13 protein-coding genes are annotated in these 13220 nt (G+C 69.0%); 7 read left to right on the top strand and 6 right to left on the bottom strand.

What is annotated here, in order from left to right:
- From ACWD3C_RS31075 to ACWD3C_RS31065, 3 genes are all read left to right on the top strand, one after another.
- Complete coding sequence (locus ACWD3C_RS31075; RefSeq protein WP_451149497.1) at positions 1-573, top strand: SMI1/KNR4 family protein; 573 nt, start codon at positions 1-3, stop codon at positions 571-573.
- Between the two features lie 85 nt (positions 574-658).
- Entirely contained in the window at positions 659-1879 is a 1221-nt protein-coding gene (locus tag ACWD3C_RS31070) for a hypothetical protein (protein WP_451149496.1), read from the top strand.
- A 115-nt stretch (positions 1880-1994) separates the two neighbouring features.
- Positions 1995-2897, top strand: coding sequence for an SAM-dependent methyltransferase (locus ACWD3C_RS31065; protein ID WP_451149495.1), 903 nt, complete (start codon positions 1995-1997; stop codon positions 2895-2897).
- Between the two features lie 39 nt (positions 2898-2936).
- On the opposite strand, the gene ACWD3C_RS31060 is transcribed toward ACWD3C_RS31065, so the two are convergent.
- Entirely contained in the window at positions 2937-3869 is a 933-nt protein-coding gene (locus ACWD3C_RS31060) for an aminoglycoside phosphotransferase family protein (RefSeq protein ID WP_451149494.1), read from the bottom strand.
- A 188-nt stretch (positions 3870-4057) separates the two neighbouring features.
- On the opposite strand from ACWD3C_RS31060, the gene ACWD3C_RS31055 reads away from it, so the two are divergent.
- A complete protein-coding gene (locus ACWD3C_RS31055; protein ID WP_451149526.1) occupies positions 4058-5245 on the top strand; it encodes an aminotransferase-like domain-containing protein in 1188 nt (395 codons plus the stop codon).
- A 13-nt stretch (positions 5246-5258) separates the two neighbouring features.
- Here the strand turns inward: ACWD3C_RS31055 and ACWD3C_RS31050 are convergent, their stop codons facing one another.
- The 3 genes from ACWD3C_RS31050 to ACWD3C_RS31040 are packed head-to-tail and all read right to left on the bottom strand — an operon-like array spanning position 5259 to position 7145.
- On the bottom strand, positions 5259-6113 hold the full coding sequence (locus ACWD3C_RS31050) for a DUF4253 domain-containing protein (protein ID WP_451149493.1): 855 nt from the start codon (positions 6111-6113) through the stop codon (positions 5259-5261).
- A gap of 40 nt (positions 6114-6153) precedes the next feature.
- On the bottom strand, positions 6154-6363 hold the full coding sequence (locus ACWD3C_RS31045) for a DUF397 domain-containing protein (protein ID WP_451149492.1): 210 nt from the start codon (positions 6361-6363) through the stop codon (positions 6154-6156).
- A complete protein-coding gene (locus tag ACWD3C_RS31040; RefSeq protein WP_451149491.1) occupies positions 6360-7145 on the bottom strand; it encodes a helix-turn-helix domain-containing protein in 786 nt (261 codons plus the stop codon). The genes ACWD3C_RS31045 and ACWD3C_RS31040 overlap by 4 nt, the downstream gene beginning before the upstream one ends.
- Positions 7146-7299: 154 nt before the next feature.
- Here ACWD3C_RS31040 and ACWD3C_RS31035 point away from each other — a divergent pair, with 154 nt between their 5' ends.
- Positions 7300-7737, top strand: a complete 438-nt coding sequence (locus ACWD3C_RS31035; protein WP_451149490.1) for an ATP-binding protein — start codon at positions 7300-7302, stop codon at positions 7735-7737.
- On the opposite strand, the gene ACWD3C_RS31030 is transcribed toward ACWD3C_RS31035, so the two are convergent.
- Positions 7716-8192, bottom strand: a complete 477-nt coding sequence (locus tag ACWD3C_RS31030; RefSeq protein WP_451149489.1) for a hypothetical protein — start codon at positions 8190-8192, stop codon at positions 7716-7718. The two genes, ACWD3C_RS31035 and ACWD3C_RS31030, sit on opposite strands and share 22 nt — an antisense overlap.
- Positions 8193-8609: 417 nt before the next feature.
- On the opposite strand from ACWD3C_RS31030, the gene ACWD3C_RS31025 reads away from it, so the two are divergent.
- Both ACWD3C_RS31025 and ACWD3C_RS31020 read left to right on the top strand, forming a co-directional pair.
- Complete coding sequence (locus tag ACWD3C_RS31025; RefSeq protein ID WP_451149488.1) at positions 8610-9068, top strand: peptidoglycan-binding domain-containing protein; 459 nt, start codon at positions 8610-8612, stop codon at positions 9066-9068.
- Between the two features lie 130 nt (positions 9069-9198).
- A complete protein-coding gene (locus ACWD3C_RS31020; RefSeq protein ID WP_451149487.1) occupies positions 9199-11091 on the top strand; it encodes a P-loop ATPase, Sll1717 family in 1893 nt (630 codons plus the stop codon).
- Between the two features lie 155 nt (positions 11092-11246).
- Here ACWD3C_RS31020 and argS read toward each other — a convergent pair whose 3' ends face one another.
- On the bottom strand, positions 11247-13016 hold the full coding sequence (gene argS, locus ACWD3C_RS31015; protein WP_451149486.1) for an arginine--tRNA ligase: 1770 nt from the start codon (positions 13014-13016) through the stop codon (positions 11247-11249).
- Between the last annotated feature and the right edge of the window lie 204 nt (positions 13017-13220).

Genomic DNA, 13220 nt, shown 5'->3' with positions numbered 1-13220 from the left:
ATGGAGTACCGGATCAGACTCGCCGAGGTCTTGGGGCCGCCGCGACATGCTGCTGCCGCGCTGTGGCGTGCGCTTGAGGAGGAATTGGGTGTCGACTTTCCGGACGACTACAAAGAATTTATCGAGTCGTATGCACCGGTACGCGTCAACAGCCACCTACATTTCGATCATCCCAATCATCCACAGTGGAACCTGGGTCAATGGATCAATGAAACCCTCGACGCCTATCGCGAATTGGAGTGGGACGAGCTGACCTGTCCGGACTTCGTCTCCGTCGAACCGGGTTTCGGTGCTCCCGATGGCTTGGTCCCACTGTTCGGGTCGGACCGAGGAGAGTGTTTCTTCTTCCGGCCCGGTGGTGATCCGACTATCTACGTCTATGTGGGCAGTGACGATGATTTCTATCGCTACGACATGACCTTCTCGGAGTGGCTCTACCGTTACTTGAGCGGTGAGGACGTGGCTGGTCCCAACAGCAGCGCTTTCTATCCCGGACCGATCAGGTTCGACGCGCTTCCTGGCGCAGAGGGTCCGGAGGGCGATGTTTGGTTCGGACCTCCAAGGCCGGAGTAGATCTACTTGATGGCGAAGGCAGAATTGGCGAACTATGAATGGGCACGTACAACGTCGCCCGTTGAGGAAGAGAGCACGACGCACGATGAGTACTGAACCGCCCGCCTCCGGCGAGCAGCCGTCCATACCCGACGAGGAGTTGGAGCGCTTTGTCCGTGAGGCCGAGTCCGGGCATGGCGGCGGTGCGCCGGAGGAGCCGTCCGCGCGGCAGCGGATGGTGACCGAGCGGCTGCGGCGGTTGGACGAGGAGGCCGCCCGGAAGCGGTCGGGTGGGTTGTTGAAGAGGAAGGGCAAGAAGGCCGCGCCTGCCGAGGCGTGGCAGCCGGAGGGGTGGCGTACCGGACCTGCCTGGCAGGAGATGAACGGGCGGAAGCAGCGGGGGCGTCGGCTGCGTACAGCGCTGGGTGTGCTGCTCGTGGTGGGGCTGGCCGTGGTCGCGGTGAAGCCGTCGCTGGTGACGTCGCGGCTCCCGGAGGGAGTCGGCGGTTCGGCGGCCGCGGACACCGCACCGCTGCCGGCGGAGACCGCCGAGCCCACCTCCGCCCCGGCCAAGGAGGTGTTCCCCGATGCCCCGACGCTGGAGAAGCCGTTCCGCGGCTCCCCCGCCCGGCGGTACGCCGACGGAGCGGAGGGCATCGTCCTGCCCGAGGCGAAGCCGGTCGGCCGCATGTCGCGGCAGCAGGTCGCCACGGCGCTGGAGGCGGCCCGGGACTTCCTGGTCGACGCCAACCTCGACCCGGCTACGCTGGGCGGCCAGCGCCCCGAGACCGCGCTGGCCCAACTCGACGCCGCTCACGGCGATTTGCTGGCGGAGGCGGAGAGCTGGCTGAAGAAGCCCAGCGAGGAGGCCGAGCCGGAGTGGCTGTTCAGCCGGTTCGACCCGGACGAGGTGAGGCTGGTCGGTGACGTGGTCAAGACCCGCGGGCGGATGACCTTCACGGAAGGGTCGTACGGCTCGGTGAAGATACGGGCTGACTACACCTTCGTCTACCCGCTGGTGAAGGCCGCCGAGGGTGCGACGGAGGTGGCCCGCACGATCGTCCGCCGCGTCGTGGAGTTCGAGTCCTACAATCCGGCCTACGTGCCACAGGCCACCGAGGGAAAGCTGCGGATCAGCCTCTACAGCGTGGACAGAGCCAACGACGAATGCTACGTGCATGACGGCTACCTGCACCCGCAGTTCAACTCCGACCTGATGACCGCTGCCCCGGTGACCGGACCCACCAGCGACCCCTACGACCGCAGCCGCGACATCGACACCGAGGACGCGGACGGCACGGAGTGCGGCACCGCGACCCGCACCTGAACACCCGCCCGGCGGGCGGATCGGCCCTTCGGGCACTGTCAAGTCGCCCTGGGAGTTAGGTTGTTGACCACGCATACGGTTGCTTGTTCAATGATCGACTCTCAGGGAGACGCCCATGCCCGATGACGCGCTCAGCCAGGACCCCGCCGAGCTGCGGAGAAGGATCGACAGCACGAAGGCGCACCCCGCGCGGGTCTACGACGTGTTCCTCGGCGGCAAGGACAACTACCAGGTGGACCGCGCGGCGGCGGCCGCGGCGCTCGCGGCCAACCCGCGCGGCTACCTCGACGTACGGCACAACCGCGACTTCATGCGCCGCGCCGTGACCCGGCTGGCGGAGGAGGACGGCATCCGGCAGTTCCTCGACATCGGCACCGGGCTGCCGACGGCGGAGAACGTCCACCAGATCGCCCAGCGGATCAACCCCGGGTCGAGGGTCGTGTACGTCGACCACGACCCGGTGGTGCTGGCGCACGCGCGTGCCCTGCTGACCAGCGGGCCGGAGGGGCGCACGGACTACATCGACGCCGACTTCCGCGAGCCCGCGCAGATCCTCGAACAGGCCGGGAAGACCCTCGACCTCGACGAGCCGGTCGCGCTCGTGCTCGTGGCCGTCCTGCACTTCATCGAGGACGAGGTCGCCTACCCGGTCGTACGCGAGCTGATGGACGCGCTGCCGTCCGGCAGCCGTCTCGTGATCAGCCACATCACCGAGGACCTGAACGCCGAGAACATCCGTGCGGTTCAGCGTACGTACACCGAGCGCGGGTTCACCTTCGTACTGCGGTCCAAGGACGAGGTCGGGCGGTTCTTCACGGAGGCCGCCGGGGTCGAGCTGGGGGAGCCGGGGGTCGTCCCCGTCCACCACTGGTTCCCGAGCCCGGCGCCCGTGCCCGAGGCCGTCGAGGCGTCGTACTTCGAGAGCCTCGACGACATCGAGAAGATCCGCTACCGGGACATCAATGACGTCACCGATGGCGACATCAACGTGTACGGGGCGGTCGGCGCCAAGGCGTAACCACTCCGCGTCCCTTGCCGGTGGTCCCTCAGCCCCCCGTCAGCCCTCCGTTCCGAACCACCTCTCGGCGAGCGCGTCGAGAGTGGGGCGGGGCGGGGCGGGCAGTTCGCGAAGGCAGAAGTTCATGTCGCTGTAGACGTGCAGCAGCGCGTGCGCGAGCAGTTCGCGCGGGGCGTGCGGGGTGCGGCCGTACGCCTGGTAGAAGCGCCTGAGTCGGCGGGGGTCGGCGCGGGTGACGAACAGGGCGGCGCCCGCGAAGTCGTACGCCGGGTCGCCGATCATCGCCGGTTCGAAGTCGAAGAGGCCGGTCAGGCGCCAGCCGTCGTGCGGGTCGACGGTGAAGTGCTCCTGCATGTACTCGGTGTGCAGCAGTACGCGTCGGGCCGGCGGGACGAGTGGCACCGAGTTCAGGAAGTCGGGGATCTGCTCCAGCCAGGGCTTGGGAAGACCGGCGGCGCGATGGTGGCCGAACGCGGTCGCCGTCTGCCGGGCCAGGAACCGTGCCCAGTCCGCGGGGCCGACGACGTCGCTGACCGGTTTCGGGTCCAGCGCGTGCAGCGCGGCCAGGGTCTCGCCGGCCTCCGTGACGATCCGGTCCTGTTCGGCCGCCGGGATGCGGTGCCACATCACGGAGAGGCTCTCACCGGGCAGGCGGGACATCAGGACGTACCGCCAGCCGCTCTTGTACATCTCCGCCGCGTGCAATCGCGGTGTGGGCAACGGGAGTCGGCCCCACAACTGGGTCAACACCCGTGCCTCCCTGATGGCTTGGGCGGACTCGAAGCCCGGGTACAGCTTCAGTACGAGGGAGTCGCCGACCGAGTACACCGGTAGCGTCCCGTCTTCGAAGCGCACCAACCGGGCTCCTTCGAGTCCAAGTTGGGCGCAGAGGTCCTGGGCCGCCGGTCGCAGCAGTGCCTCGTCCCGGACGACCTCGTTCAACTCGCCGATCGTGTCCACGCTGGGCAGCATGGGCGCAGCCTAGGCCCTGCCGGGGGGCGTCCGCATGACGGAACGGGTGGATGTAGAGGGCATCTACCCCTTTAGGGTGCTTCTTCAGTGTGCATACGTCACCGTCGTCCGCCACCGCCGTTCGCTGAGGGAGCCGAATCGTGAGCATTGCCGAGCCTGTGACCAGCAGAGAGTCCAGTACGCCCCGTATGCCCGTGCCGCCGCTCGCCGCGCGGGTCGTCACCGTCGGTGGTTCCCCCGTACGAGACATCCTCGCGGTGACGGAGCGACCCGAGGTCATCAATTTCGCGGGTGGACTGCCCGCGCCGGAACTCTTCGACACGGAGGGGATCGCCGCCGCCTACCGGGACGTCCTCGCCGAGTCCCCCGGCAGGGCCCTGCAGTACGCGACGACCGAGGGCGAACCGGCGCTGCGGGCGGCGCTGGCCGGGCGGTACGGGGTACGGGGGCTGCCGACGTCGGCCGACGATCTGCTGGTCACCACGGGTTCGCAGCAGGCCCTGTCGCTGCTGGCGACGGCGTTGCTGGAGCCGGGGGACACCGTCCTGGTCGAAGACCCCTGCTATCTGGCGGCACTTCAGGCCTTCGGCCTCGCCGGGGCGCGCCTGGTGGCGGTGCCGTGCGACGAGGACGGCATCGATCCGGCGGGGTTGGAGGAACTGGTCGTGCGCGAACGCCCCAAGTTCCTCTACACCGTTCCGACGTTCCAGAACCCCACCGGACGTACGCTCCCGGCCGAGCGGCGGGCGGCCATCGCCTCGGTCGCGGCCCGGCGCGGGCTGTGGATCGTCGAGGACGACCCGTACGGGGAGCTCCGCTTCGCGGGAGAGCGGGTGCCGTGGATCGCCTCTTACGCGGGCGCCGAGGACCGTACGGTTCTGCTGGGCTCCTTCTCCAAGGTGATGGCACCGGGGATGCGGCTGGGCTGGCTGCGGGCACCGGCGGCGCTGCGGCGGGCCTGCACGGTCGCCAAGCAGGCGGCGGACCTGCACACACCGACCGTCAACCAGCTGGCGGCGGCCCGCTATCTGTCCGACCGGGACCTGGACGCGCATGTGGCGCGGGTGGCGGCGGTGTACCGGGAGCGGCGGGACGCGATGCTGGCGGGGTTGCCTGCGGCGCTCCCTTCCGGCTCGTCGTGGAGCCGGCCCGAGGGCGGCATGTTCCTGTGGGCGCGGCTGCCTTCGTCGTACGACACCACGGTCCTGCTCTCGCGAGTCGTCGAGCAGGACGTGGCGTACGTGCCCGGCGCCCCCTTCTACGCCGGGGAGCCGGACCGGGCGGACCGGGCGACGCTGCGGCTGTGCTTTGTGACGCAGACGCCGGAGGACATCGGGGAGGGGCTGCGGAGGCTGGGGAAGGGGTTGTCGGTTTAGTCGGAAGAGTTCGTCAGTCCCACCAGAAGGACCAGGTCCGCTGCCCGAGCACCTCGTGGGTGGCGTACGCGCGCAGGGTCTTGTGGTGGCTCTGCGTGATGTTGTCCGGGCAGAACGCGAAGTGCTCGGCGGCCACGGCCTCGGCCTCCGCCCGGGTGGCGGGCGGGGCGGCGACGGAGAGGACGAGCTGGTCGAAGGTGAGGGCCACGACCCGTATGCCGAAGCGGTCCTCCCAGGAGCGGAGGACCGAGCACAGGCGGGCCGTGTCGCTCTCGTGGTTCAGCGGACCGCTCCAGCCGATGGCCGCGGGGATGTCGGCGGAGCGGCGGGCGGGGACGAGGGCCAGGCGGGGGTCCTTCAGCCACGAGCCGCTGACCGCAAGGGCGTCGGCGATCTCGGTGGCACGGGTGTCCGGGTCCGCGTCGAGCGGCCCGGCTTCGGCGAGCCCCGGCCACTCGACGCCGAAGGGGGCGGTCGTGCCGGTGCCGTCAGCCGGATCGGGCTCGTCGTGGAGCTCCTCGTCGGGCTCCTGCGGCCAGTTCGCCTCCCAGCATTCGGCCAGCACCTCCTCGGCGTCGTGATCCCCGGCGTACGACATCTCGCCGGGCATCAACTCCCATCCCTCCGGCCCGCCTTGGCCGCCGCCGGCATCGACCAGCACCGGGAGGAGCCCGGCCGCACGCCGGGCCGACTCCTGCGCGGTCCAGTCGCCGGGAGCCGCGGGCGCGTCGGCGTGCCACAGCAGCGGCTCGTGCCAGGGGCCTTCGGCCGTCGCGTCGATCAGCGTGCCGGGAGGGAGGTCAAGGCCGAGGGCGCGGCCGGTCGGGTCCTCGGTCAGCCGGGGCAGAGGATTGGGAAGTGTCGCCATATCGGTGACTGTAGAGGCCGACACTGACAACAGCCGCTGATCAGCTGCCCGCGTGGGCCGTGAACGCCGTCCAGGCGGCGGGGGAGACCTGGAGGGTGGGGCCGTCTTCCGGGTTCTTGGAGTCGCGGACGTGGATGGTGCCGCTGCCGCTGGGGCTGGACTGGCGCCGGGTGTGGGCGACTTCTAGGCAGGCGCCGCCTTCCTTGTCGCTGTAGCTGGACTTGAACCACTGGGGTGCCGTACCGCTCATAGCTCTCCTAGCAGACGATCGAGCAGGCTCTTGGAATCATGCGGGGAAAGGGCCTGTGCTCGCAGCATCGCATACTTGTGGGCCCTGTTGGACACCTGATCGGGGTCGCCGATCCATACGCTTCCGCCTTGGCTTTCGGCGTAGGCCAGGTGCTGGTGGTCGGGCGTCTCCAGGATGATGAACGCGCCTCCGAGGCCGGCGTGCGAGGGCGCGTCCAAGGGCAGGATCTGGAGGGAAAGGCCCGGCAGATCGGCCATCTCGCGCAGGTGACGGACCTGCGCGCGGCGGACCTCATCCCCGCCAACGCGGGTATGGAGCAGCGGTTCCCAGAGGACGAAGCTGAGCGTCGGCGGGGACTTGCGCTGGAGGATCTCCTGACGGTCGATTCGGGCCGCTGTCTTGGTCTCGATCTCGTCCTCGTCGTATGCCGGTACTCGATCCCGGAACATCGCGCGGGCGTACTCCGGGGTCTGGAGCAGGCCGGGCACGGTAGTGCACTCGTACCAGGAGATGGCGATGGCCTCACGCTCGTGCACCATGAACTGCTCGGCGTACAGCGGGAACTGGTCGATCTCCGGCATGTTCACGACGGCCGCCAGCAACATCCCCTTCGTGTCGAGGAGTTTGTCCAGGGTCGCGGCCAGGTCCGGCAGCAATGGCCGCCTCCCCTGCTCGATCGACGCGATGGTCTCCTCGTCCGCGAGTACCGCCTCGCCCAGCGATTTCTGTGTGTACCCCGCCGCCTTGCGGGCCGCCTGCAGCTGCGCACCGATCATCCGCATGGTGGAGAGGTTCCGCTTCCGTGACTGCTTCTTGGAGTTCATGCCGGTCCAACTCCCCGTGCCCGTCCGTACCGACCCCGTCTGAACCCGTACAGAAATTCCGTACGGGTTCACTGGGTGGTCCACGGTAGTGACTCTCCGCAACTCTCGTACCGTGAACGAGACAACCCAACTCCCGCCCCTCCGCCAGAGGTTCTTCCGGCGCGAGCGCCGATCCGTCCCCGCCGCCAGACAGTTCACGTACGAGACCCTGACCGGCTGGGGACTCGTCGAAGCCGGGCGCGGTGGCGACATCCTGCTGTGCGTGAGCGAGTTGGCCACCAACGCGCTCGTGCACGGGGTGCCGCCCGGACGGCAGTTCCTCGTGTTCCTGCGGTACGACGGTGCCCTACTCCGCGTGGAGGTGCACGACAGCGGAGGCGGGACTCCCCGTATCGCCGAGGACGGCGACGAAGGCGGGCGTGGCCTGCTGCTCGTCGCCGCGCTCAGTGACAAGTGGGGCGTGGGGGAGCGGGAGCTGGGCAAGGTGGTGTGGGCGGAGTTCGCGGGTGTGGGCGGCGGGGCCGTCCGTCACCACCAGGACGTCACGTAGGGCGAGACGCACGCGCCGGGTGACCAGTTGGTGATGCAGGCGCGGAAGGCGACGTTGGAGCTCGAACTCGTCCGGGTGCCCGACGTCCAGTAGATCGAGCTGGAGATCGGACGGGTCGCGGCACAGTCCCAGACCCTGTCGCCGTTGATGTCGACCTCGAAGCGGACGTAGTAGCTGCTCGACGAGTTCAGCGCGCGGGCCCAGCCGTACTGGACGCCGTTGACGTATCCGGCCCGCACCTGGGCGGTGCCCCTTGAGCTCGCTGTTGATCTGGGGGTACTGGTGCTGGTCGCGAGGTTCGGGTCGGCCAGGCTGGACTGCCCGCCGCACGCCAGGGTCGGCCGTACTTCCTGCGTCGTCTCGTCGGCGGCCCCCGCGGTCCCGGTGAACAGCGAACCGGCGAGCACGAACGCTCCCCCGGCCGCGACCGCCGCCCTCCTCAAACTGCGTGCCATGATCTCCCCTTCCCGGACGTGCACGGATGTGTGCGATGCCGTTCCTTCGTGCGCCCAGGCTGGCAGCGGCCGTTGTACCGCTGCCACACGTTGAAGTCAGGGCTTAAACGTCGGGAAGGGGGGGTCAGGTTACGCGGGCGCTGAAGCACTCCTTCTTTCCGTCCGCCGCTGGCTGGAAGCAGGCCCGGACGGAGGTTCCGGCACCCGTCCGGAATCGGCCACCGATCCGCTACCGCCGTCCCGCCGCACCGTCTTGGGAAATGACGTCCCCGCACGTCAGCGCGTGGGACGTCTCATGAGTCCGTCACCTCTGCGGCAGTTGTGGCGACCGTTGCCTCCGGTCCTCCAGTCTTGTTGTCGAGTCGGCCGGTGCGGTCGGCGTCGCTCATACGACCGAAAGCGAAGAGGGGAAAACAGATGCGAGCCTTGACGAGGACGCTGGTCAGCGTCACCGCCGCCGCCGGTATCGCCGCGGGGAGCCTGGCGGCCGCGGGCACCAGCGTCGCGGCACCCGCGCAGGATGCGAAGGCAGTGGCGAGTGCCGAGGCCGCCGCTTCCGCGCTCGCGGTGAACAACCTCGGCCTGAGCAACGCGCAGGCCAAGAAGATCCAGCGTTCGCTGAAGGAGCGCTGGAACTACACGGGCGCGATCGACGGGCAGCTCGGTACCAACAGCTGGAAGGCGATGCAGCGCTGGCTCAAGAAGTCCTGGGACTACAACGACAGCATCGACGGGATCGTCGGCCCGAACACCATCAAGGCCCTGCAGCGCTACCTCAAGACGTACTGGGGATACACGGGCGCGATCGACGGAATCGCCGGATCGGGGACCAAGGCCGCGTTCAAGCGGATGGCCAATGCCTGCCCCGCCTGCTGAGCCGACCTGACCGACCGCACGAACACGTCGCGGCCCGTCCTCTCAGTGGGGGAGAGGACGGGCCGCGCGGATACCGTGTGGGCTGTGGACCCGTGTGAGAGCGACGGGGTGGTGGCGCTAGGGGGACGGGATGGCCGACGGGCCGGTGCTCGCTGATCTGCATTTCGGGCGCGAGGATGCCGAACGGGACGTGACGGACGGGCTGTTGCTGCGCGGTGGGTTCCTGCCCAACGCGGCGTACCGGGCGGCGGTGGCCGGGCGGAAGATGCTGATCATCGGGCGGAAGGGCTCGGGCAAGAGCGCCATTTGCATGCAGTTGATGGCGGACGGCGGGCACGACGGCGGGAAGGCCCTGGTCACTCCGGACGAGGCGGCGGGGGAGGAGATCCGGCGCTTCGAGTTGCAGGGGCTGCCCGGGGACTCGGCCAAGGCGCTGATCTGGCGGTATGTGTTCGCCGTACACGCGGCCCGCCACCTGGTGACGCACGTCAAGGACGCGCACGGCCGCAAACCCGATTCGGTGAAGGCGCTGAGCCGTTTCCTGAAGCAGAACGGCGAGTTGTCCGGTGAACGGCTGGGAGATCGCCTCGCGCAGGAGGCCAGAGGGTTGCAGACGTCTCTGGCGCTTGAGGCGTTCGGCGTCAAGGCGAGTGTGGACCTGGCCCAGTCCCCGTCCGAGGGCGCCCGGGCCACACGGCAGTTGGAGGTGGTCGAGCAGGCAGTGGCGGGGGCTTTCGCCGATCTGGGCTGCGACGGCTCACACGGGCCCCTGCTGCTGATGGTCGACCAGCTGGAGCAGGTGTGGTCCACGGAACCGGACAGCAACTCCATGGTGATCGGACTGCTCCTGGCGGCGAAGCACGCGGCGAGTCTGTACGGGCGGGCCGTACGGTTCCTGCTGTTCCTGCGCGCGGACATCTACGACTCACTGTCGTTCGGGGAGGGCGACAAGTTCCATGGCGACGAACTGCGCATCACCTGGACGGAACAGGCCTTGCGGGACCTCGCCCTGGCCCGCGCGCAGGCCTCCGCCGGAGCGGAACTGACCGCGGAGCGGCTGTGGCGGGAGCTCTTCCCGCGGACCGTGGGCGACGAAGAGACGGCGACGTACCTCTTCCGCCGCTGTCTGCCGCGGCCACGCGACGCCATCCAGTTCCTCAACCTCTGCCAGGAGACCGCCTGGCTGATCCACAGCCGGGAGCGGATCACGGAGGCGGACGTGCTCCAGGCGAGCCGGCAGTTCTCCGCGTGGAAGCTGAAGGACCTGGCGCTGGAGTACATGGTCGCGCATCCCTTTCTCAAACACCTCTTCCCGCTCTTCCAGAACACCGGATACGTCGTCACCCGCACCGCGCTCGGCAGCCGCTTCGAGGCGGCGGCCGAGACCCTCCACCGGTTGTTCCCCGCGTACGCCGACGCGCTGACGCTCTCCGGGGCCATCGACATCCTGTACGGGGTCGGCTTCCTCGGGGTGCGGCGCGGCAACGACGTGGTGTTCGCGAGCGACGACGACCTGACGGTGCAGCCGCACGAGACGGAGTTTCACGTCCACCCGTGCTTCCGTGCGGCGCTCGGCGCCACCAGCGCGATCGACATCCGCCGTTACGAGCCGATCGTGGCCGGCCCTCGGATCGCCTCCGGCTACCGTCCCGCGGCCACGGCGACCACCCCCCTCAACCGTGACCAGCGGCTGCTGCGGGAACTCGGCCGGTCCTGCCACTCCATCCTCGCCCAGGTCGGCCGGGCGGTGACGCTGACGCATGACGCCCGGGACGAGATCACGCAGCAGATCAACCAGGTGCTCGACGATGCCAACAGCCTCTCCGCCAGGGGCGGAGCCGTCGACGTGAACGATCATGTCTTCAGCACCGTCCGTTACTTCAGCGGCCTCTACGCGCAGCTCCTCACCAGCGGCCTGGCCGACGCGGGCGCGGGAGATGTCGCCAACCGCATCGAGGAGGAGATGCGCCGGCTGGTGGGCCTGGCGGGCGGCTACTACGGGAGTTCGGGCAACTCGGCGTGAGCCTGTGAGGCGCCCGCGATGTAGATGCGACGCCGGCCGGGTCGGCGAGCTGGAGAAGCGGAGAACTGGAGAAGCACTGGAGAAGCAGATGACGAATCTGTACCCCGAGCAGGACGTGCCCGGTGGTCCGGGCACGTCCCCAAGACGTGTCGGCGTCAGAGCCGCTCGGGCGTCCTGATGCCCAGCAGGGCCATGCCCTGGTGGAGGGTGCGGGCCGTCAGGTCGACCAGGAACAGGCGGTTCTCCACCTGCTCGGGGGTCTCGGCCTTCAGGACCGGGCACTGGTCGTAGAACGTGGTCAGGTGGGACGCCAGCTGGTACAGGTACGCCGCCAGCTTGTGCGGCTCGTACGCCGACGCCACGTCGAGCACGGTCTCGCCGAACTGGTCCAGGTGCAGGCCCAGCGCGCGCTCCGCCGGGGCGAGCGCGAGCTCCGGGTGGGCGGCGGGGCGGGCCTCGCCCGCCTTGCGGAGGATCGACTGGATACGGGCGTACGCGTACTGGAGGTAGACGGACGTGTCGCCGTTCAGCGAGACCATCTGGTCCAGGTCGAACTTGTAGTCCCGTACGGCCGAGGTCGACAGGTCGGCGTACTTCACCGCGCCGATGCCGACGTACCGGCCGTTCTCCTCGATCTCCTGGTCGGCCAGGCCGACCTTCTCGGCCTTCTCCCGTACGACGGCCGTGGCGCGGTCGACCGCCTCGTCGAGGAGGTCCTCCAGCCGGACCGTCTCGCCCTCACGCGTCTTGAACGGCTTGCCGTCCTTGCCGAGGACCGTGCCGAAGGCGAGCTGGTGGGCCTTGACGTGGTCGCCCAGCCAGCCGGCCCGCCGCGCCGTCTCGAAGACCATCTTGAAGTGGAGGGACTGGCGGACGTCGACGACGTAGAGGAGGCTGTTCGCCTTCAGGTTGAAGACGCGGTCGCGGATCGCGGAGAGGTCCGTCGCCGCGTAGCCGTAGCCGCCGTCGGACTTGCGGACGATCAGGGGGACCGGGTTGCCGTCCGGGCCCTTGATGTCGTCGAAGAAGACGCAGAGGGCGCCCTCCGAGCGGACGGCCACTCCGGACTCCTCCAGGAGGCGGCAGGTCTCGTCGAGCATGTCGTTGTAGCCCGACTCGCCGACGATGTCCGGGTCCCGGATCTCCATGTCGAGCTTCTCGAAGACCGAGTAGAAGTAGATCTTCGACTCGTCGACGAACTTCTGCCATGTGGCGAGGGTGTGCGGTTCGCCCGCCTGGAGGTCCACGACCCGGCGCCGTGCGCGCGTCTTGAACTCCTCGTCGGAGTCGAAGTGCTTCCGCGCCGCCTTGTAGAGCCGGTTGAGGTTGGACATCGCCTCCTCACCCGTCACCTCGGCATCCTTGTGGTCCAGCTCGTGCGGGTGCTCGTCCAGGTACTGGATGAGCATGCCGAACTGGGTGCCCCAGTCGCCGATGTGGTGGCGCCGGATCACGTTCTCGCCGGTGAACTCCAGGAGCTGGACGACCGCGTCGCCGATCACGGCGGAGCGGAGGTGGCCTACGTGCATCTCCTTCGCCACGTTCGGCTGCGCGTAGTCGATGACCGTCGTGCCCGGGTTGTCGGCGTACGGGACGCCGAGGCGGCCGTCGGTGTCCGCGTAGCGCTCCGCGAGGGTTTCCGTGATCGCGTTGTCGGTGATCGTGATGTTCAGGAAGCCGGGGCCGGAGACCTCGATGTCCTTGATCACGTCGCCGGACTCGACCTGGGCGACGACCTGGGTCGCGAGGTCGCGCGGGTTCGCCTTCGCCTTCTTCGCGAGAGCGAGGATCCCGTTGGCTTGGTAGTCCGCCCGGTCGCTGCGTCGCAGCAGCGGGTCCGCGTCGGCGGCCTCCGGCATGGCAGCCGAGAGGGCGGTCGCGAGGCGCTGGTGGACGGAGGCGGTGAGGGACGTGACCGAGGCCATAGGAGTGGGTGCCGTTCTCCTCGTGGGGATGGATAGACACGGCCAGTATCCCATGGGGGGTAAAGCCGTTTTCTCGGGTGAGGGTGGGCGGCGGGCGGTAAGTGACGAGGTGACGACGGACAGCAGGACGACGTCTGCAACCGGTACGCCGACACCGGACGGAGATCCCGGGCGGCGTACCGCTCCGCGGGGACGGGCCCCTTG

It is taken from the genome of Streptomyces sp. NPDC002845, assembly GCF_053591955.1.
The sequence above is the reverse complement of the archived record's forward strand: the minus strand, read 5'-3'. Positions and strand labels throughout refer to the sequence as shown.

Excerpts from the sequence above, each read along its gene's own strand:
- ACWD3C_RS31075 (WP_451149497.1), top strand. The coding sequence starts at position 1 with ATGGAGTACCGGATCAGACTCGCCGAGGTCTTGGGGCCGCCGCGACAT.
- ACWD3C_RS31070 (WP_451149496.1), top strand. The coding sequence starts at position 659 with ATGAGTACTGAACCGCCCGCCTCCGGCGAGCAGCCGTCCATACCCGAC.
- ACWD3C_RS31065 (WP_451149495.1), top strand. The coding sequence starts at position 1,995 with ATGCCCGATGACGCGCTCAGCCAGGACCCCGCCGAGCTGCGGAGAAGG.
- ACWD3C_RS31060 (WP_451149494.1), bottom strand. The coding sequence starts at position 3,869 with ATGCTGCCCAGCGTGGACACGATCGGCGAGTTGAACGAGGTCGTCCGG.
- ACWD3C_RS31055 (WP_451149526.1), top strand. The coding sequence starts at position 4,058 with ATGCCCGTGCCGCCGCTCGCCGCGCGGGTCGTCACCGTCGGTGGTTCC.
- ACWD3C_RS31050 (WP_451149493.1), bottom strand. The coding sequence starts at position 6,113 with ATGGCGACACTTCCCAATCCTCTGCCCCGGCTGACCGAGGACCCGACC.
- ACWD3C_RS31045 (WP_451149492.1), bottom strand. The coding sequence starts at position 6,363 with ATGAGCGGTACGGCACCCCAGTGGTTCAAGTCCAGCTACAGCGACAAG.
- ACWD3C_RS31040 (WP_451149491.1), bottom strand. The coding sequence starts at position 7,145 with ATGCGGATGATCGGTGCGCAGCTGCAGGCGGCCCGCAAGGCGGCGGGG.
- ACWD3C_RS31030 (WP_451149489.1), bottom strand. The coding sequence starts at position 8,192 with ATGGCACGCAGTTTGAGGAGGGCGGCGGTCGCGGCCGGGGGAGCGTTC.
- ACWD3C_RS31025 (WP_451149488.1), top strand. The coding sequence starts at position 8,610 with ATGCGAGCCTTGACGAGGACGCTGGTCAGCGTCACCGCCGCCGCCGGT.
- ACWD3C_RS31020 (WP_451149487.1), top strand. The coding sequence starts at position 9,199 with ATGGCCGACGGGCCGGTGCTCGCTGATCTGCATTTCGGGCGCGAGGAT.
- argS (WP_451149486.1), bottom strand. The coding sequence starts at position 13,016 with ATGGCCTCGGTCACGTCCCTCACCGCCTCCGTCCACCAGCGCCTCGCG.